The organism is Corynebacterium sp. HMSC065H09, assembly GCF_001812845.1.
GTDB lineage: Bacteria > Actinomycetota > Actinomycetes > Mycobacteriales > Mycobacteriaceae > Corynebacterium > Corynebacterium jeikeium_D.
The window spans coordinates 18,292-42,740 of record NZ_KV810600.1; the positions used below are offsets into that span (position 1 = coordinate 18,292).

Annotated in this window: 20 protein-coding genes and 1 pseudogene; 8 read left to right on the top strand and 13 right to left on the bottom strand. The window is 58.9% G+C overall.

Translation table 11 applies throughout. From position 1 onward, the window contains the following. The first annotated feature begins 22 nt into the window (after nt 1-22). Together HMPREF2878_RS09095 and HMPREF2878_RS09100 are read left to right on the top strand one after the other, a co-directional pair. Nucleotides 23-868, top strand: a complete 846-nt coding sequence (locus tag HMPREF2878_RS09095; protein ID WP_049172170.1) for a thiazole synthase — start codon at nt 23-25, stop codon at nt 866-868. Next, nucleotides 868-2,067 carry a ThiF family adenylyltransferase gene (locus HMPREF2878_RS09100; protein ID WP_070653383.1) on the top strand — a complete coding sequence of 400 codons (1,200 nt, stop codon included), beginning with the start codon at nt 868-870 and terminating at the stop codon, nt 2,065-2,067. Before HMPREF2878_RS09095 ends, HMPREF2878_RS09100 begins: the two co-directional genes overlap by 1 nt. A 36-nt stretch (nt 2,068-2,103) precedes the next feature. Here HMPREF2878_RS09100 and HMPREF2878_RS09105 read toward each other — a convergent pair whose 3' ends face one another. Continuing rightward, complete coding sequence (locus tag HMPREF2878_RS09105) at nt 2,104-3,690, bottom strand: alkaline phosphatase D family protein (RefSeq protein ID WP_016421418.1); 1,587 nt, start codon at nt 3,688-3,690, stop codon at nt 2,104-2,106. Nucleotides 3,691-3,899: 209 nt separating this feature from the next. Between HMPREF2878_RS09105 and HMPREF2878_RS09110 the strand changes: the two genes are divergently transcribed. Next, complete coding sequence (locus HMPREF2878_RS09110) at nt 3,900-5,711, top strand: BCCT family transporter (RefSeq protein WP_049189683.1); 1,812 nt, start codon at nt 3,900-3,902, stop codon at nt 5,709-5,711. Between the two features lie 216 nt (nt 5,712-5,927). On the opposite strand, the gene HMPREF2878_RS09115 is transcribed toward HMPREF2878_RS09110, so the two are convergent. The 5 genes from HMPREF2878_RS09115 to HMPREF2878_RS09135 form a co-directional block, all read right to left on the bottom strand. Then, nucleotides 5,928-6,866: an amino acid ABC transporter permease gene (locus HMPREF2878_RS09115; RefSeq protein WP_070438833.1), complete on the bottom strand. Its 939-nt coding sequence runs from the start codon at nt 6,864-6,866 to the stop codon at nt 5,928-5,930. Next, complete coding sequence (locus HMPREF2878_RS09120; RefSeq protein WP_042388211.1) at nt 6,866-7,552, bottom strand: amino acid ABC transporter permease; 687 nt, start codon at nt 7,550-7,552, stop codon at nt 6,866-6,868. Before HMPREF2878_RS09120 ends, HMPREF2878_RS09115 begins: the two co-directional genes overlap by 1 nt. Nucleotides 7,553-7,571: 19 nt before the next feature. Next, nucleotides 7,572-8,513, bottom strand: coding sequence for a glutamate ABC transporter substrate-binding protein (locus HMPREF2878_RS09125; protein ID WP_070429293.1), 942 nt, complete (start codon nt 8,511-8,513; stop codon nt 7,572-7,574). A 15-nt stretch (nt 8,514-8,528) separates the two neighbouring features. Beyond that, nucleotides 8,529-9,257 (bottom strand): amino acid ABC transporter ATP-binding protein, encoded by a 729-nt coding sequence (locus HMPREF2878_RS09130; protein WP_042388208.1) that lies wholly within the window; start codon nt 9,255-9,257, stop codon nt 8,529-8,531. A gap of 120 nt (nt 9,258-9,377) precedes the next feature. After that, a complete protein-coding gene (locus tag HMPREF2878_RS09135) occupies nt 9,378-10,658 on the bottom strand; it encodes an MFS transporter (protein ID WP_070429294.1) in 1,281 nt (426 codons plus the stop codon). A 259-nt stretch (nt 10,659-10,917) separates the two neighbouring features. Between HMPREF2878_RS09135 and HMPREF2878_RS09140 the strand changes: the two genes are divergently transcribed. The 4 genes from HMPREF2878_RS09140 (at nt 10,918) to HMPREF2878_RS09155 (ending at nt 16,260) form a co-directional block, all read left to right on the top strand. Further along, nucleotides 10,918-11,367, top strand: a complete 450-nt coding sequence (locus tag HMPREF2878_RS09140; protein WP_049172172.1) for a MarR family winged helix-turn-helix transcriptional regulator — start codon at nt 10,918-10,920, stop codon at nt 11,365-11,367. A gap of 34 nt (nt 11,368-11,401) precedes the next feature. Continuing rightward, nucleotides 11,402-12,832 (top strand): adenylosuccinate lyase, encoded by a 1,431-nt coding sequence (purB, locus tag HMPREF2878_RS09145; protein ID WP_069359129.1) that lies wholly within the window; start codon nt 11,402-11,404, stop codon nt 12,830-12,832. Nucleotides 12,833-13,017: 185 nt separating this feature from the next. Next, nucleotides 13,018-13,947: an alpha/beta fold hydrolase gene (locus HMPREF2878_RS09150; protein ID WP_049193820.1), complete on the top strand. Its 930-nt coding sequence runs from the start codon at nt 13,018-13,020 to the stop codon at nt 13,945-13,947. A gap of 336 nt (nt 13,948-14,283) precedes the next feature. Beyond that, a complete protein-coding gene (locus HMPREF2878_RS09155; protein WP_070653385.1) occupies nt 14,284-16,260 on the top strand; it encodes a vWA domain-containing protein in 1,977 nt (658 codons plus the stop codon). A 2-nt stretch (nt 16,261-16,262) separates the two neighbouring features. Here the strand turns inward: HMPREF2878_RS09155 and HMPREF2878_RS09160 are convergent, their stop codons facing one another. From HMPREF2878_RS09160 to HMPREF2878_RS09190, 7 genes and pseudogenes are all read right to left on the bottom strand, one after another. Then, nucleotides 16,263-16,958, bottom strand: a complete 696-nt coding sequence (locus HMPREF2878_RS09160; protein ID WP_049173075.1) for a VOC family protein — start codon at nt 16,956-16,958, stop codon at nt 16,263-16,265. Between the two features lie 120 nt (nt 16,959-17,078). Further along, nucleotides 17,079-17,654 (bottom strand): NADPH-dependent FMN reductase, encoded by a 576-nt coding sequence (locus tag HMPREF2878_RS09165; protein ID WP_016421405.1) that lies wholly within the window; start codon nt 17,652-17,654, stop codon nt 17,079-17,081. 42 nt (nt 17,655-17,696) lie between these two features. After that, nucleotides 17,697-18,702, bottom strand: a pseudogene (gene nrdF, locus HMPREF2878_RS09170) (class 1b ribonucleoside-diphosphate reductase subunit beta). Then, nucleotides 18,699-19,163, bottom strand: coding sequence for a class Ib ribonucleoside-diphosphate reductase assembly flavoprotein NrdI (gene nrdI / locus HMPREF2878_RS09175; protein ID WP_080971522.1), 465 nt, complete (start codon nt 19,161-19,163; stop codon nt 18,699-18,701). Before nrdI ends, nrdF begins: the two are co-directional and overlap by 4 nt. Before the next feature lie 351 nt (nt 19,164-19,514). After that, nucleotides 19,515-20,477, bottom strand: a complete 963-nt coding sequence (locus tag HMPREF2878_RS09180) for a MaoC/PaaZ C-terminal domain-containing protein (RefSeq protein ID WP_016421402.1) — start codon at nt 20,475-20,477, stop codon at nt 19,515-19,517. 53 nt (nt 20,478-20,530) lie between these two features. Next, nucleotides 20,531-21,889 (bottom strand): 3-oxoacyl-ACP reductase, encoded by a 1,359-nt coding sequence (locus HMPREF2878_RS09185; protein ID WP_049173074.1) that lies wholly within the window; start codon nt 21,887-21,889, stop codon nt 20,531-20,533. A gap of 47 nt (nt 21,890-21,936) precedes the next feature. Then, nucleotides 21,937-23,259, bottom strand: coding sequence for an acetyl-CoA C-acetyltransferase (locus HMPREF2878_RS09190; RefSeq protein ID WP_016421400.1), 1,323 nt, complete (start codon nt 23,257-23,259; stop codon nt 21,937-21,939). Nucleotides 23,260-23,555: 296 nt separating this feature from the next. Between HMPREF2878_RS09190 and HMPREF2878_RS09195 the strand changes: the two genes are divergently transcribed. Next, nucleotides 23,556-24,449: a phosphoribosylaminoimidazolesuccinocarboxamide synthase gene (locus tag HMPREF2878_RS09195; RefSeq protein WP_049173073.1), complete on the top strand. Its 894-nt coding sequence runs from the start codon at nt 23,556-23,558 to the stop codon at nt 24,447-24,449.

Consider the following 24,449-nt stretch of genomic DNA (forward strand, 5'->3'; position numbering starts at 1 on the left):
CGCGAATTCCGCACAAGCAAACATGTCCGCGCAGGAAAATGAAACTGGGGCGGCGAGCGGACTTACACGCGAACCGCTGCGCATTGGCGGGCTGGAGTTGAACTCCCGTCTGATTATGGGAACTGGCGGTGCGACCAGCATGGATACGCTGGAGCGCGCGCTGGTGGCTTCGGGCACCGAGCTGACTACGGTGGCGATGCGCCGCTTTACGCCCGGCACGAAGCAGAACGTTTTTGAGATTCTGCAGCGCAACAATATTGCGGCGCTGCCGAATACTGCGGGGTGCTATACCGCTCGTGACGCGGTGCTGACTGCGCAGTTGGCCCGCGAGGCGCTGGAGACCAATCTGCTAAAGCTCGAGGTCATCGCCGACGAGGACACGCTGCTGCCGGACCCGGTCGAGCTGGTTGCGGCAGCGGAGCAGTTGGTAGCTGACGACTTCGTCGTTTTCGCCTACACCAACGACGATCCGGCGCTGGCCAAGCGGCTGGAAGATCTGGGCTGTGCAGCTGTCATGCCGGCGGGCTCGCCGATTGGCACTGGTCTGGGCATTCTTAACCCACACAACATCGAGCTGATTGTGGACCGCGCGAATGTGCCCATCATCCTGGATGCGGGCATCGGTACCGCGTCTGAGGCAGCTCAGGCGATGGAGCTTGGCTGCGATGCAGTGCTGTTGGCATCCGCAGTGACCCGTGCACATGATCCGGTGGGCATGGCCACGGCGATGCGCTTCGGCGTTGAGGCAGGACTGACTGCTCGCGAGTCCGGCCGCATTCCACGGCGTCGACTAGCCCAGGCGAGCTCGTCGTTTGAGGGCATCATCACTGAGCGCGTCAGCGGCGCACGCGAGCAGGATTCTCTGTAATGGCTGAGCAGGGGGTCAATCTTTCGGACCGCGACCTGCGCCGGTACGCCCGGCACCTAACACTTCCGGGCTTTGGTGCCGAGGGGCAGCGAACTTTGCGAGCCTCCCGCGTCCTCGTCATCGGAGCTGGTGGCTTGGGATCGCCTGCGCTGTTGTACCTGGCCGGGGCAGGGGTCGGGCACATCACCATCATTGACGATGACGTGGTCGACGAGTCCAATCTTCAGCGCCAGGTCATTCACCGTGAGTCCGACATTGGTCGCCCGAAGGCCGAATCTGCCGCGGATGCCGTGCGGCGCCTTGACTCCGAGGCATCGGTGACCGCAATCGTCGGCAGGTTAAGCGTCGACAATGCTGAGGAGCTCTTCGCCACTCACGATGTAGTGCTCGACGGCGCGGACAACTTCGCCACGCGCTACCTGTCCTCCGATGCCGCGGAGCTGACCGGAACGCCACTGGTCTGGGCCACAATCCTGCAGTTCGCAGGACAACTATCCGTCTTCTGGCCTGGCCACGGCCCCATGCTTCGCGATCTCTACCCCGACATCCCCGACCCCGGCTCCGTGCCGTCGTGCGCCGCAGGCGGTGTCCTCGGCGCAATGGTCGGACAAATCGGCTCCATGATGGTCGTCGAAGCTATCAAGGTGCTCACCGGTGTCGGCAAGGTCGCCGTCGGCAAACTCGTGCTTATCGACGCCCTGGAGGCAACCACCCGCACACTGTCCTTTGCGGCCGACCCGGAGCGCGAACCCGTTTCCGACTTGACCGAAATTGCGCAGGTGTGCGCAGCTTCGTGGACCGAGGATGAGGAGGCCCCGGCGCAGAGCGTGCGCAGCATTGGTCCCAACACGGCGCACGAGCTTCTTGCCGAGGGGGTGCCTCTCATCGATGTACGCGAACCCGAAGAGCACGCGGAGGTCGCCATTGCCGAATCTGTGCTTGTGCCACTCGGCGACATTCGCAGCCGTGGGTGGGCTGCGATTCGCGAAGCGTGGGCTGAGCGGAACCTCCAGTCGAACTACCCACGAGTTCTGATTCACTGCCACTCGGGTGCCCGCTCGCAACAGGCAATTGAGCTGTTGGCCAGCGAGATCGAGGCTGATGGCGCCATACCGGAGCTCATCAATCTGGACGGGGGCATTGTGGCCTGGCAGGCTGCAGGGCAGGAGACCGTCGTAAAGCGTGGCGGAACGCACTAATTAGTGGCTACCGCCACGCGCTGTTGAACAGTGTGCCTACGCCTGCGGCTTCAGCGTTGTCGACCACAACTCGGTGCCACGAGTGGTGAGCAGGCGGACGGTCATCTCGCGTGAGTCGCCGTCGATATCGACTTCGCCGAAGTGCTGGAAATCCTGTGTGGGGTCGGCGTTGGCATTGTCTTTACCCGGTGCGTGGACGTACTCCACCTTCGGCCCGAAGGTCGAATCCATTTCGTTGGGGCCGAAAGCGCCCGCGTGGAGAGGACCGGAGACGAATTCCCAGAAGGGTGCGAAGTCGGTGAACTGTGCGCGCTCTGGGCTGTAGTGGTGAGCCGCGGTGTAGTGCACATCGGCGGTGAGCCAGACGACATTTGAAACATCTTTAATGGCGCTGAGCAGGCGGGCGATTTCACGTTCACGTCCTGCAGGTGCACCGGCGGCACCATTGGATACGCTTTCTTGGTCACCATCGTCGCCGTCGGGGACGATGATTCCAAGCGGTAGGTCATTAGCAACAATCTTCCACGTCGCGCGGGAGTCCTTGAGGGAGTCGATTAACCAGTTGGTCTGCTTTTCGCCAAGGATTGGTTCTTCGGTTGTCGAGCGCGGATTATTGGAAGTGTTTTCTCCCTTGTAACTGCGCATATCCAGAATGAATATGTCTAGCAACGGGCCGTAGGAAACCTTGCGGTAGACGCGCCCATCTACAGCCATTTGTTGATCAATTGGCTGCCACTCATGGAAGGCCTGGTAGGCACGCTTGGCCAGGGTGTTGACATCGCGCTCGGTATAGCGATCATCGTCTAGGACTTCGTTGGGGTACCAGTTGTTGACTGTTTCGTGGTCATCCCACTGGACTAGCTGCGGAACCTGCGCATTGAAGGCCAAGTAGTTCTTGTCCATGAGGTTGTAGGAGTACTGGCCACGATACTCTTCGAGGGTTTCAGCAACCTTGGATTTGGCCGGAGTGACATGGTTGCGCCACACAGTGCCGTCGGAAAGCGTGACGGATTCATCCAGCGGACCGTCGGCATAGCAGGTATCGCCTGAGTGAATGAATAGGTCTGGATTGCGCTCCATCATGGTGGAAAAGCCGGTGTATCCACCGATTTCGTCGTTAATTCCCCAACCCTGACCTGCGACATCGCCGGACCAGTGCAGGCGGATGTTGGATGCGCGGTTTGGGGCAGTACGGAAGGTGCCGATAACGGGATCAGAGCAGATTCCAGTATCTGCCTCTTCGAGCGTGACACGATAGAAGATTTCCTGCCCCGGTTCGAGACCGACGACACGTAGACGTCCGGTGCCGTCAGTGTCTGGAGTTAACAGAGAGTTACTGCGGAATACCTTGGCATTCTGGAAGCTCTCAGTTGCAGCAGTTTCAACCACCATATGGGCGGGGCGGTCTGAGCGAGCCCAAATCAATGCGCCGTCGCCGCGGATATCGCCACTTGCAACGCCGTGGGTGAGCTGTGGCCGAGAACGCAGTAACCCTGGGGAGGCCAGTGACGGCGAACCCGGTGTAGCTGAAGCCGCAGCTCTAGAGGCATGAGCGAGCGTGACTGAAGTGGCAAGTGCGGTGGATGCGCCTAAACGTAGAGCGCTGCGACGGGAAAGCTGCATGGAGTCGAACGATAGGTTTTCCACTTTGACGTTCAGTTAAACCAGCGTGAACTCGAAGGAAAAAGTCGCAATTACAGAACAAAGGCTTAGTTATTGAGAATGACTGGGCTTCCTTTTGTAACGTAGATAACCGACTTGGGAGGAATGTGTCTTCCGAGCTGTCTTTTCTGAGACAAACAATCTAGAAGTGAAAGGCGCTGACCCCGATAATGGGATCTACACAAACGCCACAAGTAAAAACGCAAGAAAAGAAGTCGGGCGGTTTTCTTAAGAACCTGCCGACCGACCCGTTGATCTTCACGACGGCGATGGGTTTCATTGTCCTCTTTGTGGCAGTGACCATAGCGCTGGGGGATACCGCTCGGGATGCCTACTCGGCCGCTTCCGATTGGGTTACGTCTAACATGGGCTGGCTGTTCATCGGTGGTGTCTCGGCAAGCTTTATCTTCCTCATCGGCTTGTTTGTGTCCCGCTACGGACGCATCCAGCTTGGCGATGATGACGAAGAGCCCGAATACACCATCGCCGAGTGGTTCGGCATGCTCTTCGCCGGTGGTACTGGCTCCATGCTGATGTTCTGGGGCGTGGCTGAACCGCTCAACCACGCTTACAACCCGCCGTTCGGTCAAGAGCCGATGAGCCGCGAAGCTCAGAACACTGCGATGGCATTTACCATCTACCACCTGGGTATTCACATGTGGGTCATCATGGCGCTGCCGGGGCTCGCGCTGGGGTACTTCATTTACAAGCGTCACCTGCCGCCGCGCGTCTCCTCCATCTTCGCGCCGCTGCTCGGTACCCGCATCTACTCATGGCCGGGCAAGCTTATCGACGCCGTCGCCATCATCGGTACCGTCGTCGGTATCGCGGTATCGGTGGGCATGGGTGCGCTGCAGATTAACTCCGGTGCTGCACGTGTAATCGGTACCCCGGAAAGCTCGATGGTGCAGCTCATTCTGATTGCCATCATTATTGTGATTGCCTCGATTTCCGTGGCCCGCGGTCTGGACAAAGGTATTAAGGTGTTGTCCAATGCGAACATTTGGGCCGCCATGGCATTGATGGTCTTCGTGCTGCTCATGGGCCCGACATTGACGCTGCTGCGCCAGACCGTCGATACGACAGGTGTCTACTTGGATGCGCTGCCTCGCATCATGTTCTGGACTGACTCCTACGACGTCAACCCGAATTGGAAACAGGGCGCCTGGACGGTCTTCTACTGGGCCTGGACAATCTGCTGGTCGCCATTTGTGGGCATGTTCGTCGCCCGTATTTCCCGCGGCCGTACTGTGCGTCAGTTCATTGCCGGTGTGATTGCACTGCCGACAATCGTGTCAATCATGTGGTTCTCTATCTTCGGCCGCGCTGGCTTCGAACTGGAAAATGAGCAGCCGGGCATTCTGACGGAACCAGTCGTCGAAGGAGGGGATCCCTCGCCGGCTCTATTTATCCTGCTGGAGCAGTACCCACTGGCAACCCTTGTCAGTGTGTTTGCGCTCTTTGTGATTATGATCTTCTTCGTCACCTCCATTGACTCCGCTTCGATGGTGATGGACATGATGTCTACCGGTGAGGAAAACAAGGCTCCGACCTTCTACCGCGTGCTGTGGGGCGTCATGATTGGTGCTGTGGCAGCTTCTCTGCTGCTGATTTCTGGTGAAACCGCACTGGAAGCGCTGCAGTCTGCCGTGATTGTTATCGGTGTACCGTTCTTCTTCCTCCACTTTGTGATGATGTACTCCTTGGTCAAAGGCATGAGTGATGACCACATGGCAGTGCGCAAGCCGGTTACCCGCCAGTGGGAGAAGACCGATACTCCAGAGAAGTTGGAGAAGCACGAAGCCGCACCCGCGCCGGGCTACGACGAAGAGGGCAATGAGCTGCCGCGCTTTGAGTACACCCACGATGAAGAGGGACGTCTGGTTATTCAGTCCGATGTGGTCGTTGAAGGCGAGTTTGAGTCTGGCGAAAAGTCGGAATCAGAGAGCCCAGAGGAGTCGGGGACGAAGTCTGAGTCGTAGTAGAGCACGGTCGCAGTAGTGCCCGGCACTTGTGGCCACGCTATTCACCTATCGTTGCGCTGTAGCGTGGCCATCAGTGAGTAGCTCATCGATAGGAGCGAAGGCAAAGGCCGTAGCCAAACAAAAACGCCGCCCGGCGGAAACCATAAGCAGTTTCCGTGGGCGGCGTCGCTGTGTTCGTCGTAAAGCAAGTGTGGCGTTAAGCCGTGATTAGCTTTACTCGTAGGTGCCTCGGAGGTCCTTGTAGTCCTCATCGTGCCAATCCACGTTGGCCTGGTCCTTGGTGGTGACACCGACATCAGGCTGATGCGGGACCTTCGCAATGATGTTGCGGCGGGCGCGGCCGGCGCGGAGCTGGCTTTCGATGCGCTCAGCAAGGTTGGCAAGGCCGAAGTTGATGGCAATGAGAATGATTGCTACGACGACCAGCGATGGAATCATGGCGCCGTAGTACTCGCCAAGCTGGCGGCCAGAGCGGACAACCTCGACGTAGCCAATCATGTAACCCAGCGCGGAGTCCTTCAGCGCAATGACCATCTGCGAGATAATCGCCGGCAGCATGGCGGCGACTGCCTGCGGCAGCAAAATAGTGACCATCGTCTGGCGGTGGGAGAGACCCAGCGCAATCGCAGCCTCACGCTGGCCCTTCGGCAGCGACTCGATGCCGGAACGCAGTGTCTCGCCAATGACGGAGCCGTTGTACATGGTCAGGCCAAACACAACGGCGGCAAAGCCGAGGTAGTTCGACGGAAACAGCTGCCAAAGCGCGAACACCGAGTAGGCAAACAGCATGAGCACCAGCACCGGAATGGCGCGGAAGAACTCGACAATCACCGAGCACAGCCAGCGCACCGGTGCGACCGGGCTCAGCCTGCCGACGCCCAGGAGAGCGCCAATAACCAGTGCCAACACAATAGAGACCACAGCCGCGATAATGGTGCTGACCAAGCCGGGCAGAATGTACGTGGTCCAAGTGGTGGATTCGAGGAAGAACGACCACTTATTCGCCTCGAACTGGCCCTTGTCGGCCAGTTTCATTCCGACCCCGGCGAGGATCGCAACGGTGATTGCAGCCACGATCCAGGTGAGGGTTCGGTTGAAGCGCTGAGCCTTGGGGCCCGGCGCGTCGTAAAGAACTGTTGCGCGAGTAGCCATTAGCGCTTCACCGCCCATCGCTTGCCAGCCCAGCCGAAGAACAGGCCGGTCGGCAGAGTCAGAATAATAAAGCCGACAGCGATGATGCCGAAGATAATCAGGATATCGCTGGCGTAGTTTTCGGTCATGGTCTTCATCAGCAGCGACGCTTCAGCCACACCGATTACCGAGGCAATCGTGGTGTTCTTGGTCAGCGCGATCAGGGTGTTGCCGAGCGGCACGATAGCGCCACGGAACGCCTGCGGGAAGATGATGTAGCGGAAGCTCTGGCCGAAGCTAAGCCCCAGGGAGCGGGCGGCTTCGGCCTGACCGAACGGCACAGTATTAATACCGGCGCGCAGGGACTCCGCAACGAAGCACGAGGTGTAGGCAACAAACGCCAACACCGCGAGACGGAAGTTCTGCTTGACAATGAAGGAGTCATTCTCCGCAGCCAGCAGCAGCCCCAAGTTGTAGTAGAGACCCATCGAGGCCAGCAGCACAATCAACGTCAGCGGGGTATTGCGGACAATGCTGATGTACCAGGTCGACAGGGTACGTAGGATTCCCACGGGGCTCACGCGCATAGCGGTGAGAAGCGTGCCAAAAATCAGGGAACCAATTGCCGAAGCAATCGTCAGTTTGATGGTTACCCAGAAAGCCGGAAGCAGTTCCGGCCCCATTTCACTCCATAGTTCTGGATTCATTGTTTGCTCGCACCCCTTCCTACTTCTTCTCTACGAACGACAGATCGCCGATTGCCGGCTTGTCGTCGAGCTCGAACTTGTCGCCCAAATGCTTCTTCAGGATCTTCTGAAGCTCACCGGTGTCGTACAGCGACTCCAGCGCCTCATTGATGGCCTCACGGCTGGCATCATCACCCTTGGGCAGGCCGATGCCGTAGTACTCATTGGTCCAGTAGGAACCATCGGGGTTGCGCAGCTCGACCACGCGGAAGTCGTCGCCGAAGCGCTCCTTGTAGCGCTGGGCGAAGCCCGCGAGAATGGTCGCATCGGTGGTCAGGGCATCGACGACACCCTGCTTCACACCTTCCGCGCACGCGGCGTAGGTATCGAACTCCTGCAGCTGTACCTCCGGCAGAGCGTCCTTGACCTTCTGCGCTGGGGTGGAGCCGGATACAGAACACAGGCGAGTGCCCGGGGCGACGTCGTCAAGCCCCTGGATACCCTCGGAACCGCGCACCAACAGTGCCTGGTGCGTGACCAGGTACGGGCCGGCGAAGTCGACGGCAGCCAGGCGGCCAGCGTTGATGGAGTAGGTGGCGGCGATCATGTTGACCTCGCCGTTGTTAATCAGCGTCTCGCGCTGAGCGGACGGGGTCTCGCGCCACTCCATCTCGGGCACATCCCAACCGTTCTTGTTGGCGATGTACTCAATGACGTAGCGGGAAACATCGTTGTCGACGCCCGCGAACTCACGGTCCGGGGTGCGCTCGCCGAGACCCGGCTGGTCAAACTTCGTACCCAGTGTCACGTGCCCGGCTTCGATATCGGCCAGCAGGTTTCGGGGTCCGCTGCTACCGCAGGCCGCGAGGCTCATTGTCGTGGCAACAGCTACGACAGCCGCCGCAACTCGCTTGCCGACGACACCTCGGCGGCCCTGGTTGCGACTGCGTCCCCGGCCTCCTCGTAATAGTGAAAGCTTCATGGTGACCAGCCCCGCCTAGTGTCCGACGATCTTGGCCAAGAAGTCCTTGGCACGATCGCTCTGCGGGTTGGTGAAGAAGGTCTCCGGGTCGGTGTCTTCGACAATCGCACCGTCGGCCATGAACAGGATGCGGTCGGCCACGCGGCGGGCGAAGCTCATCTCGTGGGTGACGCAAACCATGGTCATGCCGCCCTTGGCCAGGTCGGTCATGACATCGAGGACCTCGTTGATCATTTCCGGGTCGAGCGCGGAGGTGGGCTCGTCGAAAAGCATGACCTTCGGGTCCATGGCCAGGGCGCGTGCGATGGCGACGCGCTGCTGCTGACCGCCGGAGAGCTGCGCCGGGTACTTGTCAGCCTGTTCCGCAATGCCGACACGGGCGAGCAGCTTGTCCGCACGCTCGCGGGCCTCGGCTTTGGAGATCTTGCGGACCTTCAGTGGGGCCAACGTGACATTGTCGCGAATGGTCATGTGGCTGAAGAGGTTGAACTGCTGGAAGACCATGCCGACCTCAGCGCGCAGGCGGGTGAGTTCCTTACCTTCTTCGGGAAGGAGCTTGCCGTTGATGCGAATTTCGCCGCTGTCGATGGTTTCCAGGCGGTTGATGGTTCGGCACAGTGTGGATTTACCAGAGCCGGAGGGGCCGAGGATAACTACGACCTGGCCAGCTGGGATTTCCAGGTTGATGTCGCGCAAAGCGTGGTAATCGCCGTAGTGCTTGTTCACCTCGGCAATCGAAATCATGCTCTGTGGTGTGGATGATTCAGTCATGGGGGAAAGTATAGGTGACTCACGACACATAACTGCTATCGGTGTTCCTTGCCCGATATTCACCTGTAAAAAGTGACTGCACACCAATTAGTTCTAAAGATCCACGCGATGGCGCCTCGCAACAGGCTTGCGGCCATGCACGAACCAGTAGAAGACGGCCGCGAGAACCACCACGACCGCCAGGCCTGCGTACATCTTGTCGAAGCCCATAGTGGCGGCTACCGAACCAAGCACGATTGGGCCGAGGCCGATGCCCGCGTCGACAAGCAAGAGCAGCGTCGAGATGCCCGTGCCCAACTTGTGCGCCGGCGCCAGGTGCACAGAGATGGTCTGGCAGGCCGGCATCAGCGTGCCGTAGCCCAGGCCGCAGAGCGCACCGGCGGCGATAACGTGCCAGTCAGCGCTAGCGAAAGCCAGAACAAGCAGTGAGATGGTGAAGCACACCAGGCCGATGGCGATGACGGGGTTGTCGCCGCGGCGATCTTGTAGGCGTCCCAGTGAGAAACGCGCCGCCATCATCGCCACCGCATAGGCGATGAAGAAGAAGCTGGCGCCCCTAGTCAGGCCGCTCAGCTGCGAGTATCGGTTCAGGAATGTAATCACGCCCGCATACGCCAGGCCGACGAGCAGCATGAACAGGCCGATTGGCACCACTCTCGGCGTCATGATGTCATCGAAGGAAAACGTGCGCTTCGTCTCGCTTGCCGACGAGTCTTCGGTGGCCTCGTCCTTGGTTGCCACAGTGGCAGGCTCGTTGGGTTGTGGCAGAACGAGCGCCAGCACCAGTCCGACAATGGACAGGCCGAGGGCTGTGGCAAAGAGGACGCCGTAGCCGACCGAACCAATAAGGGCAAGGCCGAGAGCTGGGCCAATCGCTGTGGCCAGGGTGGTGCCGAGCGAAATGTAGCCAGTTCCCTCTGCGCGCCGCGAAGCCGGAATAGCGGTTTGGGCGGCGGCCATCACGGCGGTGGAAGCGAATGCGTAGGTCAGGCCGTGGATGATGCGGATTGCAATCAGGATCGGCAGGGATGCGGCCCACAGGTAGGCGGCACAGGCTGCCACGATGACAGCGAGCGAGCCAAGCATGATTCTGCGACCACCGAAGGTGTCCACCAAGTAGCCGGAAAAGAGACGAGCGATGGTGGCGCCGACCACGAAAGAACTGGCGGCGAAGCCACCGGCGGCATCGGAGGCGGAGAAGCGCTGGACGGCGTAGAGCGCCATGACCGTGATTGAAAGGTAGAACACCAGGTACATGCTGAAGTTAATCAGCCAGCTGATGATGAACGCGGGGGAGAAGAGCTTGTCCTGCCCGTGCTGCTCGTCCTGCTCGTTCTGTTTGTGCCTGTTCTGTGTGGTCGTATGCGTTGTCATGCTGAAGATACGGTCTCTTTTCTCGTTTGAAAACGATCGTGGGATTAGTGCTTTGGCGAAACTGCTTTCCGGCATTTGTATCATGCAAAAATGCAGTTAGGGCTCGAATTATAACAATTGGTTTGTATGATGCAAATGTGCTTTTTCGGCCTTAACCGCATCCGTGGCGCGCTAGAATAGGGGCTGTTCAGCAAACAGATACATCCCGCAGGCCCATTAAAGGGCCGACATAAAGGCGACAAGAGGATTGACTGCCACCGTGCGAAACGACGACCTGGCCGCGCTCGTTTACGAGAACATGCTGCTATCCCGGGTGAGCTCCAGCGGCTACCGACCACATCGTAAGGACATCCTGTTGGATCGCTCCGCCGCAGCACTGCTGGCTAGGCTGGAAGCACAGCCGGATATGACAGTCGCCGAGCTCTCCGATGCACTAGGGCTGGACATTTCTACAGTGCATCGCCAGCTGGCCGCCGCCATGCGGCAGGGGTATATCGCGAAGAGGTCCGCGCCGTCGTCAAGCGCGAAGGTGCATAGCGCGACCGACAAGGGGCTAGAGCTGCTGCACCGGGAGATTGAGGCGCGTAAGAATACCGTCGATGACATTACGCATGGCTGGGAAGACTCGGAGCTCGCGGAGTTCGTGCGATTGATGCGCAAATTCAACGAGGGCGTGGAAGAAATGCGTGGTCATCCATGGCCTAGATAACCGCGGATGCAGTGGTCATGGAATACTTGAGGGCGTGGCTGAGAAAAAGAAGATCGCAAACGTCCTTGCTAACCGATACGCCTCTGCGACTCTGGCTGAGTTGTGGAGCCCTGAGTACAAGATCATCCTCGAGCGCAAGCTCTGGATTGCCGTTCTGAAGGCTCAGGTCGCTCGCGGAATTGAGGTGCCGGAGGGCACTATCGAGGCGTATGAGAAGGTCATCGACCAGGTTGACCTCGACTCCATTGCCGCCCGTGAGCGTATTACTCGCCACGATGTGAAGGCTCGCATTGAAGAGTTCTGCGACCTGGCTGGCACCGAGCACATTCACAAGGGTATGACCTCGCGTGACCTGACCGAAAACGTTGAGCAGCTGCAGGTTCTGCAGTCGCTGAAGGTCGTGCGCGACAAGGCCGTTGCCGTTGCCGCCCGCACTGCGGAAAAGGCCTCCGAGTACCAGTCGCTGGTGATGGCAGGTCGCTCCCACAACGTCGCCGCACAGGCAACAACCCTGGGTAAGCGCTTCGCCTCTGCTGCGGACGAGATGCTGCTGGGCATCGAGCGCGTAGAAGACCTGATTTCCCGCTACCCACTGCGTGGCATCAAGGGCCCGATGGGTACCGCCCAGGACATGCTGGATCTGCTTGACGGTGATGAGTCCGCACTGGCCTCCCTCGAAAACGAAATCGCTGAAGGCCTCGGCTTCGACCGCGTCTTTGACTCCGTTGGTCAGGTCTACCCGCGCACCCTCGACTTCGACGCTCTGTCCGCACTGGTCGAGCTGGGCGCAGGCCCGGCGTCGCTGGCCACCACCATCCGCCTGATGGCCGGTAATGAGACCGTCACCGAGGGCTTCAAGGAAGGCCAGGTCGGCTCTTCCGCCATGCCGCACAAGATGAACGCCCGCTCCTGTGAGCGCGTCCACGGTTTCCAGGTCATCCTGCGTGGTTACATGACCATGCTCTCCGAATACGCCGGTACTCAGTGGAACGAAGGCGACGTTTCCTGCTCCGTGGTTCGCCGCGTTGCACTGCCGGATGCTTTCTTCGCCATGGACGGCATGTTCGAAACCTTCCTCACCGTCCTGTCCGAGTTCGGTGCATTCCCGGCCATGATCGACCGTGAGCTGGAGCGCTACCTGCCGTTCCTGGCTTCCACCAAGATCCTCATGGCAGCCGTTCGCGCTGGTATGGGCCGCGAGGAAGCCCACGAGATCATCAAGGAGCACGCCGTCGCCACCGCACTGGATATGCGCGAAAAGGGTGCTGAGCAGAATCTCACTGAACGTCTCGCTGCAGATGAGCGTTTCCCGCTGGATGCCGCAGGGCTTGCCGACGCTCTGGCGAACCGCCATGCGTTCATCGGTGCCGCGGAATCCCAGGTTGACCGCGTAGTTGCACGTGTGCAGGCTGTCGTGGACAAGTACCCAGAGGCCGCGGCCTACAAGCCGGGCGAGATTCTGTAGCTTCGCGAGCGTCACGCGCGAAACACGTAAACGAAAAAACGTAAAGACGTAAGGTCCCTTGAAAAACTCTGTCACGTTGGTGGCAGAGTTTTTCTTTGTTTGTTGACGAAAGCACCAGTGAGCAGCCAAGTTCCTCGGTACGATGAGCGATAAGCATCGAAACCTCTACTCGAAAGGTGCCCGACGTGACATCGGCTGTTAGGACTTCGCTTTCTCGCCCAGGTGCCACATTGAATGTGCTGCGCTGGGTTCCAGAAAATGACAAGGGCGCGCCCATTACTCCTAAGGGAGTGGTGCAGATTGTCCACGGCATGGTCGAGTACGCCAACCGCTACGCCAAGTTCGCCGAGTACCTCGTATCCCAGGGTTATGCCGTCGTCGCGCACGACCATCGCGGCCACGGTATGACCAAGACGGATGCTGGCATCCCGGGCTTCTTCGCTGACTACGGTGGCTGGAACCTGATTCTCGAAGACCTCCACGCGGTGCGCCAGTACGTTGATGCAGAATTCCCAGGTAGCAAGCACTATATTCTCGGCCACTCCATGGGGTCGCTTCTGACTCGTAACTACATCGCCAAGTACGGCGAGGGGCTCACCGGTGTCATTATCATGGGCACTGTGTCGTGGCCAGGGGCTAAGGGCGACGCGGGAATGAAGGTGGCAAACCTGCTGGCTAAGATTCGTCCTACCGCGCCGGGCAAGCTGCTCAACACTCTCACCTTTGCTGATTACAACAAGGACTTTGAGCGCCGCACTAAGTTTGATTGGCTCACCCGCGACCACAAGATTGTCGATGCTTATATTGCGGACGACAAGTGTGGTTTCGTTCCCACCAATGCCTTTTTCCGCGACCTTCTCGTCGGCACGCACTACGCGAACTCGCCTGAAGCCTATGAGAAAGCGCCTGATGAGCTGCCGCTTTTCGTGGTTTCCGGTGCCGTTGATCCGGCGGGTGGCGCTGCCTGTGTGACTGAGGTCGTGGGCAAATACCTGAACGCGGGCAAGAAGGACGTGCGCTTTAAGGTCTATCCGGATGGTCGCCATGAGATTCTCAACGAGTTGAATAAGGAAGAGGTCTACTCCGACATTGTGGCGTGGTTGGAGTCCCGCTAGGGGGAGCTGGTTAATAGACAAAAAGTATGCCCGTTCGGCGGGTCGACCGGTGGGCATCTTTTGCTACTTATCCCAATGCGAGTTACTGACTGCGTTTATGTCAGCGGCGGCAGGGCGATGCAAGTTACTGACTGCGTTTATGACAAAAATGGCCTGAAAAATTGCCTGAAAGTGTCATAAACTCATACAGTTTCACATTTGCAGCCCGTAATCATATTTGGCGCCCGTAATTTTTGGGGTCTGCCCAGTCATTATCTTGAGAATCAGACATACTTTTGTCATGTAACGTTCTTTTTACGCTTGAAGATTTACGCTTGAAGAAAAGGAACCGACCACATGATCAGAACAAAACAACTCTCGGCGGTCGTGCTCACCATCTCCATGCTGCTGGTGCTCGCAGGATCGTTCATGGGAGTCACCGCTGGACGTGCGCAGGCGCAAGAGGCTGCGAGTACTATCTCGCCAACCATGGTGATCCTGGATGCTTCAGGGTCAATGCTTGCCGACGATGCGGGTGGCCAAACCCGAATGGAGGCAGCGAAGGACGCGACGAGTAAGTTCGCAGAATCTGTGTCAGAGGACTCCGAAATTGGGTTCATGGTCTACGGCACGGAAGTCGGCAATTCGCCGGAGGAGCGGGAAGCTGGCTGTCAGGACATCACCACGCTGCTGCCCGTGCAAGCTGGCAACTCGGCGAAGATTCCTGCTGAAGTAGGAAAGATCCAAGCCTCCGGCCACACCCCGATGGGGCCTGCGCTGCGTCAGGCTGCCGATGAGTTGCCGAAAGAAGGGCAACGTTCGATTGTGTTGGTCTCCGATGGTGAGGACACCTGTGCTCCGCCACCGGTGTGCGAGGTAGCCAAGGAACTCAAGCAGCAGGGCATTGATCTGGTCATCAACACAGTTGGTTTCCTCGTTGATGCGGGCGCACGTGCTGAACTGGAGTGCATTGCTGAGGCCACAGGCGGCGAGTACCTAGACGCCCAGGACTCCGATTCGCTGGCTGAGTCCATGAAGACGCTGGCGACCCGCACCGCACGCACCGCGCAGTCCAGCGCGCAAGAGATACAGGGCGGCGACGCTCCTACGAGCGCTACCCAGGTGCCTGCCGACGTGGAAACGTTCTCGACCAAGCTGCGGGAAAAGACTCCTGAGTCCGAGCGCAGCATCAGTAATCAGGAAGGCGACGGTGCTGAGTACTTCTCCGTCCCGGTCGCTGAGGGAGAGCGGCTTGCAATTAGTGCGGCCACGGTGCCGGGAGCGTCGTCAGGCGCGACTTTGATGGACCTAGATGTCCGCAACTTCGCGCTCACTATGCATTTGGACGACAGCAGTTGCTTCCTTGCCAATGATTTCGGCAATGGCATCATCGACTCCAATGGCCCCTTTTTCGCATCGATAACAACCAAGCAGTCCGGAGGAGCGGAGGGGGACTGTAAGTCGGGCAATATGGTGTTCTCCGTGGCCCGAAAAGGAGGCCCGTTTGAAGGTCAGGACATTCCTGCAGAAGTAACCATCAAGCGTTTCGCCAACGAAAACCTGACTGATGTGCCGGAGGCGTTCCCGTCCGACAAGGAGAGCTTGACCCCTCCGCCCGCGACACCGGAAGCGGATCAGGCTAAGAAGGTCACCCCAGGTTCGTGGTTCGATGACGCCACGGAACTTACTGCCGACAGCATCAGCAGCGTCACGGCCGACATCGTTCCTGGTGAGACACACGTGTACAAGATCAAGTCCGAGTATGGGCAGCAGCTCCGCGGCGCCGTCAAACTCATTGACGCCCCAGAAGCGGACAAGCTTGCACAGATCTCCGGCCTGGATATCAAGACGCTGAACTCGGCACGCCAGCTCGCCGGCAGCGAGGAAAACCGTCCGGCCAATGAACACCAGATCGGTGAAGAGACTACATTTGGTAACTCGGCCCGGATTAACTATCGCAATCGGATCGGCGAAGATAGTGAAAAGTCGGGCGATTACGAGGCTGAAAGAGCCTGGTTGGATGGCGACCAGTACATCGTTGTCTTCTTCAACAACAGCTGGGGTGCCGGTCAATCCCACGATGTCGCGGGTGTTCAAAACGTCCCGGTGACTTACCAGCTGACCACGGAGTTGGTCGGCGAGAAGATTCCGGGCCCAGCTTTTGAACAGGTCGCGCACAAGTCGCCAAGTAGCGAGGCCCCGACTAGTAGCCAGCAGAATCCGAAGGGCACCGAAGAAAACGAGGATGACGGCTCTTCCAACATGATGTGGTTCTCTATTGGTGCAGTTCTGTTAGCCGTCGTCGGCGCGGCAATCGCGTTGACCCGTAAGTAACGCTAGAGCGTCCAGTACACGCCGAATCGGTCAGGCTTGACGACGGCTTCCGTGCCCTCGGCAACCTCAGCGCCTGTTAGGCCAAGCGCTTGGCAGGCGCTTTCGACCTCTTCGGCCGAATCGCTGGAGAGGCGCATCGCCACACCGTCGCCGAAGGTGAAATTGTGCATGCCCGGCGAGTCGAGCGTCATGAAATTCCCTGACCCGAAAAGCCGGTTGTATACCTCGGTGGCGGCGGCAGCCTGTGGTTCGTCGCCTGTCCACATGAAGTAGGGAATAACGGCGGGATTCGCTGTCTTTGCGGCAGCGTCCGTGCTTGCAGCCCCGCTGGTTAAGGAATCAATCATCAGTTGCCAGTTGACCCCATTGCCGTCGACCAACCAGCCAAAGAGCGGCGAGAAATCGTAGCTGGTCAGGGGCATGAGCGTAGCACCACCGCTGATGGTTTCATCACCCGCCATCAGATGCTCCCACAGTCTGCGCAGCTGGTTTTCCTGACCAGGGGCAAATCGCACCATAAAAGACACAGCGGGGGTTAATCGGCGGTTCCCGTTCTCAATGAGTTCAAAGTCCATCCCGCCGATGGTGAGCGTGGTGGAGTTGGGCTTGATGTTGGAGTGAAAACCTTCGGCGTAAAACCGCGCAGCGGCGCGGGGGTCGTCGTTAAGCGCGATCACGGCCGAGATAGAAACAGTCATGAAAATGAGCCTAACGACGAGCGCCTAACCGCGCAGAGAACGCAGCGTTTGATCCTAGTCAGTGAAGAATCTTCATACGGCGATATCCCCAGTAACGCTGCGCTGATTAGGGGATTTCAGTTAGTGGCGTGGGCTCTGCTCGCGAACTAGGTCTGCAAATCTGTTGATGTAGTCGCGAACAAAGTCCTCAGTGCTTGACGACGTGAATTCTCCTTGTTCGTCAATGAGTGTTGGCGATTGTCCCAGGAAGACCTCTGGCTGACCGAGCATCGGCATGTCGAAGTACGACAGCGCGAGTCGCAAGTTCTTCTGAGAGCTATAACCGCCCATACGGCCGACGGAGTGGCTGATAATTCCCGCGGGCAGGTTCTTCCATGCCACATCACCGTTGGGCTTAGATCCGATGTCTACGGCATTCTTCAGAGCTGCAGGAATTGTGCGGTTGTTTTCTGGGGTGACAAATAGGATGCCATCGCTGGCTTTAATGGTTTCCCGGAAACTGGTGTATTCCGCGGGAGTCGCAATATCGGACACTGCGGGGTCGTCGTAGTCGAAGTTGTAGAGAGGGAGGTCACGAATCTCGACGATGTCGACTTTGAAGTCATCGGGGAAGTACGTGGCTGCCTTGAGTGCAATCTTTCGTGCATAGGAGGCTCGACGCAAGCTTCCTACCAGGATAGAAATCTGTGCAGTCATGCGAATGTTCCTTTCTTAGGATGTATGGGGAAAGACGTGGATTTAGAAATCCCAGTCTTCATCTGCGGTGTCTTCGGCTTTTCCGATGACATATGCGGAGCCGGAACCGGAGAAAAAGTCGTGGTTTTCATCTGACCCCGGGGTGAGGGCGGCGAGAATTTCGGGCTTGAAGGCGGTCTCTTCATGGTTAAACCGCTGCGGGTATCCCAAGTTCATGAGCGCTTTGTTGGCGTTGTATCGAATGAAGTTGGCAACGTCGTCGTAGAGCCCGAGTGGTTGGTATAGGGCTTCGGAGTACCTCAGTTCGAGCTGGTATAGATCATCGAGAAGTTCGAAGACGAAAGCCTTCATCTGCGTTTGCGTGGCGGTGTCGTAGGTTTCTACGCCTCGCTGGAATTTGTAGCCGGAGTAATAGCCGTGAACAGCTTTGTCACGCAGAATCAGGCGCACCATGTCGGCGGTATTGGTCAGGATGGCCACGTGATGCGAAGTGCAGCGGGAGGTAGAAGCCGGCGTAGAGCGAGAAGGACGAAAGAAGCGTTGCTGCCGCCTTTCGCTTGAGTGGAACGTCGCCGTAATAGTGTTTGAGCACAGCTTTTGACCGAGCCTGCAGGATGTCATTGGCGACTGCCCATTGGTAGGCAGCGTCGATGTCAGGGGTATTGGATAGCGTAGAAAATACTGAAGAATAAGACTTTGCATGCACTGCTTGCATGAAAGCGATATTCGTGTAGACGGCCTCTTCATGTTCGGTGCGGGCATCTTGAATTTGGGAAATCTCCCCGACAGACGCCTGGACTGTGTCGAGCATGGTCAGTCCGGTGAAGACCTTCATGGTCAGCTCGCGTTCTAGATCGGTGAGACGTCGCCAGTCTGCAAGGTCATTGGACAGCGGAACTTTTTCGGGCAGCCAAAAATTTGCTGTTAGGCGATTCCACACTTCGAGATCTTTGTCATCTTGCACTCGGTTCCAGTTGATTGGCCGAAGGCGGGCAGCTGGGTCCTTTCGAAAAGACGGTGGCGTAGTTGAATAGCTGTAGATGTTCAAGAAGTAGCGCTCCTCCAGAATTTTTCCAGGCCCTCTTTGACGTTCTCCACATCGTGGTCTGTCCCCAGTAGCTCATAGTGGTATAGCTCCGGAACCTGGCATTTTGCAGAAATGATGGCTCCGGCTATGCAAAAGTCGGTGCCGAAATTTGTGTTGCCCGAGGTGATGACACCGCGGATGAAACTCCTGTTGGTTTCGTCGTTGAGAAAAGCGATGACTTGCTTAGGTACCGCGCGGCGCCGACATCCGCCACCATAAGTCGGTGTGATCAGGACAAATGGGCTGCAAACGCGAATCATTCCGTCTTTTCGCGGATGTAACGGGATGCGTGCTGCTGGTTGAGCCAGCTTTTGGACGAACCGGTGAGTGTTTTCAGAAGCACTGGAGAAGTACACGATTCGGGGTGACTCCTCCGGTGGGAGTTCCGTGAAAGTCAGCGGCGTCTTCGATGATGAAGACACTCGATTACCTCCTATGTTCAATGGATTGAACATAAAATAGAGGAGTGAATGGGGTGTCAACAAGGCGTTGCCTACATGCGGTTGAAAAGTGCTTAGTCACGCAATTGCGAAGTAAAGCCGCGACTCTTCATTAACGGCGGAAAAACCCAGCAGCTGATCTTCAAGGCGGGAAAGTGGCGGGGTTGCCGGCCGGGGGGAGAGGGAGGGGGTGGTGTCTCTCGGAGGGGGCTCCAGTCGTGCCCCGGGCAAAAGCACAACAGGGAAACAAAACCGCCGCGCTTTGGAAAGGCCCAGTCGATGAGGAGACTGGTTTTCCAAAGCGCGGCGTTTTCTACAGCGCTTTCGCATCAACTACTTCAGCGGACGAACACTTCCGGTGAAGTGCGGACGCTTCTTCTTGCGATCCCACGCGACAATGTTGACTGCGCGGCCGATGTTGGAGCTGCCCTCAGTCAGGTTGTGAGCAGCACCTGCACCGTCACCGGTGTGGGTGAGTGCGACATTGATGGTGGTCGGCAGAACGACCGGCGCACCGAAGGAAATCTGGAACTCGTACGACTGACCCGGCAGAACCTGTGCCTCAGCCAGCGCGCGGGAGGCGGTGTACATGCCGTGTGCAATCGCTGCTGGCATGCCCAGAGCCTTCGCGGAGACAGAGGTGATGTGAATCGGGTTCCAGTCACCGGAAACCTTGGCCCACTTGCGGCCGGTGTTGCCAGCCAGCTTCCACTGAGCGGTGGGGAAGGGAACCTTGAACTGCTCGCGTTTGATGGTCTCGGCGCCGGACTTGATGGCCTCACGCTGTGCCTGGACCTCTTCGAAGCCCTCGGCATCCTTCAGGCGAACGCCCTTGGCCAGATACACCGACTGCTCCTCGACCAAGGTGGCGCCGGATGTGGACGATGTAACAGTTGACTCCAGAACAACCTCAGTGCCCGAGCGGTGAGCGCGGAATGCGGCAACCTTCACCGCGATATCAACTTTGCCACCGAGTGTGACAGGCGAGATTTCGCGGTAGGTGTTCTCGGTGTGGACCAGGCCCATCATCGGCAGCGGGAAATCATCCGCAGCCATTAGCTCCATCTGGATGGGCATGATTAGGGCGTGGATGTGGCCGAAGAAAGCCTGTTCAGACTTCGGGGCGCCAACGACGTCGCGGAAGTCCTGGTCACGGTCGGCATCGACAGTGACGCCCTTGACCACTAGTTCATCGACCTTGATTTCGGTGGAGTTCGGGCGTTTCTTCGCCGAACCAGCAGCTGCCTTGGCGTAGAGCGGAACCAGATTGGGAATGGCATCCAGGGTCTTAGCCATAAGTTTTCCTCTTTCCTCCTTATCGGGAGCCTATGCGGAAGCCGCGACTTCGCTTAGGCGCCGACGATGTTCTGACCGCAGACGCGCAGGACGTGACCATTGACGCCGAGAGCGCGGTCGGAGACCAGGAAGGCGATTGCCTGGGCGACATCGCCCGGCTGGCCACCCTGCTGCAGCGAGTTCACGCGTCGAGCAACCTGGCGGTTGACGAACGGAATAGCAGCGGTCATGTCGGTCTCGATGAAGCCCGGAGCAACAGCGTTGATGTTGCCGCCGCGCTTAGCAAACTCCTCAGCGTAAGCCTCGACCATTGCGATAACGCCGGCCTTGGAGGTGGCGTAGTTGGTCTGGCCGCGGTTACCTGCGATACCGGAGGTGGAAGCCATGGTGGCAATACGCGGAGCCTTCTCGAAGGCCTTGTGGTTCAGCAGCTGCTCGTTCATCTTCAGCTGAGACTCGATGTTGACGGCGATGACCGAGCCCCACTTGGCGTCGTCCATGTTGGCGAACATCTTGTCGCGGGTGATGCCTGCGTTGTGGATGACGATGTCCAGGCGACCGTAGCGGGCCACAGCGGCATCGGCAATGGCGTTGCCGGCGTCGTCGGCAGTGATGTCCTGCTGCAGAGCCAGGCCACCGAGCTCGTTGGCAACCTTGGACAGAGCCTCGCCCGCCTGTGGAACGTCGATGACGATGACCTCTGCGCCGTCAGCCTTGAGCTGGCGAGCGATAGCGGCACCGATACCACGGGCGGAACCGGTGACAGCGGCAACCTTGCCAGCCAGCGGCTTATCCCAGTCGGACGGGATCTCGCCCGCGTCGGAGGTGACGCGGAGGAACTGGCCGTCGATGAAGGCCGAGCGGCCGGAGAGGAAGAAGTGCAGGGAGGAAATCACGGATGGCGCGGTGACCGAGACCCCCGGAGCAACGAGGATGCCGTTGGCGGTGGAGCCGCCACGAACCTCGTGGCCGAGGGAGCGAATCAGGCCCTCGATACCACCGGCGACAGCGTTCTCAGCGATCTCGGCCGGGGTTGCGTTGTGGTGAGCATCCTTGGCGCGGGAGACGGTGACGATGCGACCACCCTTGTCCAGCTTGCGCATGTGCTTTGCAGCAGCGAGCACTGGGCCCTGCAGCTCTGCCGGACGCTTGGCCTCAGTGGCGACGAGGACAATGGCACCAATCTTGTCGTCAGCGGCGTTGCCACGACGGACCTGCAGACCCCACTCAGCCAGCTGAGCTGCAACTGCGTCTGCATCTGCACCCTCGCCGGTGACGAGCACCTTGTCGTTGTTCAGCAGCGGACCGCCCGGCTTGTGGCGGCGCAGGAACGGTGGCTGCGGCAGGCCAGCGGCCTTAGCCAGTCCAGTGAGCGGACCACCGTTGACGAGTTCCTGGTACTTATCGGTCATGGAAAATTCTCCTTGAAAGTAAAAGTGTCTTTATCGGTGGTGCGCTTTTAGACGCGAGCCTCGAGAACTGCGACAACACCCTGGCCGCCCGCAGCACAAACGGAGATCAGGCCGCGAGTGGTCTTGCCGGTCTCGTCTGCCTTCTGGCGCAGCATCTTGGCGAGGGCTGCCACAATGCGGCCGCCGGTAGCGGCGAATGGGTGGCCGGCTGCCAGAGAAGAGCCCTTGACGTTGAGCTTCTCGCGCGGGATGGAGCCCAGCGGGCCTTCCAGTCCGAGCTTGGTGCGGCAGAACTCCTCGTCCTCCCATGCCTTCATGGTGGACAGGACAGTGCCGGCGAAGGCCTCGTGGATCTCGAAGAAGTCGAAGTCGTCGAAGGTCCAGCCGTTGCGGGCCAGCAGGCGCGGGGTGGCGTAAGCCGGAGCCATCAGCAGGCCCTCGTCGCCGTGGACGAAGTCAACTGCGGCCGCCTCGGAATCGACGACGTCGGCAAGCACCGGCAGACCGCGCTCAGCGGCCCACTCCGGGGTGGAGACGAGGACGGCGGAGGCGCCGTCGGTAAGCGGAGTGGAGTTACCGGCGGTCATGGTCGGCTCTGCTTCCAGGCCGCGGCCGAAGACTGGCTTGAGCTTGGCCAGCTTCTCCGGGGTGGAGTCCGGGCGCATGTTGGTGTCGCGGGAAACGCCCTTGTACGGGGTGACGAGGTCAGTGAAGAAGCCCTCGTCGTAAGCGTTTGCCATGTTCTGGTGGGAAGCGGCGGCGAGCTCGTCCTGCTCGGCGCGGGTAACGCCCCACTTGGCGGTGGTGATTGCCTGGTGCTCACCCATGGACAGGCCAGTGCGTGGCTCGCCGGTCGACGGAGTGTCTGGAGCCAGGTCGGACGGACGAGCCTTCAGGAAGACCTTTGCCATGTCCAGAGTGGACTTCTGGCGGCTGGCCTCCAGCAGGATCTTGCGCAGACGGTCGTTGACAGCAATCGGAGCGTCGGAGGTGGTGTCCACGCCGCCGGCGATGGCGGAGTCAATCTGGCCCAGCTTGATCATGTTGGAGACAGAGTTGAGGGCTTCCATGCCGGTGGCACATGCCATCTGAATGTCGAAAGCCGGGGTGTCCGGCGCCAGTGCGGAGCCGAGGACACACTCACGGGTGAGGTTAAAGTCACGGGAGTGCTTCAGTACAGCGCCGGCGGAGACTGCGCCGAGGCGCTCGCCGCCGATACCGAAGCGAGCGACGAGACCGTCGATTGCGGCGGTCAGCATGTCCTGGTTCGACTCGTTAGCGTATTCCTTGTTAGAACGAGCGAACGGAATGCGGTTACCACCGACGACGACTGCGCGGCGCAGAGAGTTATTGTTGGCCTGAGCTGCCATGTGATTGTTCCCTTCAAAATCCTTGAAGTGTGACGTGAATTACTAAATTTAGACAATACTGGTATCGGTGTTTTCTGTCACGTTTTTAGAAATATTTTTGCCCAGTCATCTACCGAGCGGGGGAGGTGAGGGGTAAACACCGTCGTCCACCTGTGAAAAATTCGATGGGCAGCACTGCGGAATCTCAAAAGTTTTCCCGCTTGACGACGGTAATTGCGTCAATCCCCACTAGTTGGGGTGGCGGCCGGAGGTATCAATAGAGTGCAAAGGCGTATAGGGGTTTAGACTTTATCGCCATGCGACCTGAACTTTCCTCGTATAACCATCTTTCCGCGGGCAAGGTCCGGGAAATCTACGAGATTGACCCTGAGACTCTGCTGCTTGTGGTCAGTGACCGTATTTCTGCCTTCGACCACATTCTGGAGACCCCGATTCCTGACAAGGGTCGAGTGCTCACCGCGATGAGCGTGTTCTTCTTCGATGAGATTGACTTCCCGAACCACATGGCTGGCCCGGCTGACGATGAGCGCATTCCGGAGGAGTGCCTAGGTCGTGCGCTGGTGTGCAAGAAGCTGGACATGCTGCCATTCGAGTGCGTCGCACGTGGCTACCTGACAGGCTCTGGCCTGGTCGAGTACAAGGAAAACGGCACTGTCTGTGGCATTGAGCTGCCAGAGGGCCTCGTCGAGGGCTCCAAGTTGCCAGAACCGATTTTTACCCCGGCCACCAAGGCTGAGCTGGGCGAGCACGACGAGAATGTCTCCTTCGACGCCGTTGTGGAGTCCCTGGGGCAGAAGCGCGCCGAAGAGCTTCGCGATGCCACCCTGCGCATCTACTCCCAGGCTGCTGAACTGGCTGCTAAGCGCGGCATCATCCTGGCCGACACCAAGTTTGAGTTCGGCCTCGACTCCGACGGCAACCTGGTGCTGGCCGACGAGGTTCTCACCCCGGACTCCTCCCGCTACTGGCCAGCCGACTCCTACCAGGAGGGTTCGGTTAACCCGAGCTTCGACAAGCAGTACGTCCGAAACTGGCTGACCTGCTCCAAGTCCGGCTGGAAGAAGGACGAGGGCACTCCGCCGCCGGCGCTGCCGGGTAGTGTTGTGGAAGCAACTCGCGAGCGGTACGTCGAGGCCTACGAACGACTGTCGGGCCGCCGCTTCTCGGACTGGATTGGAGAACCTGCGTGA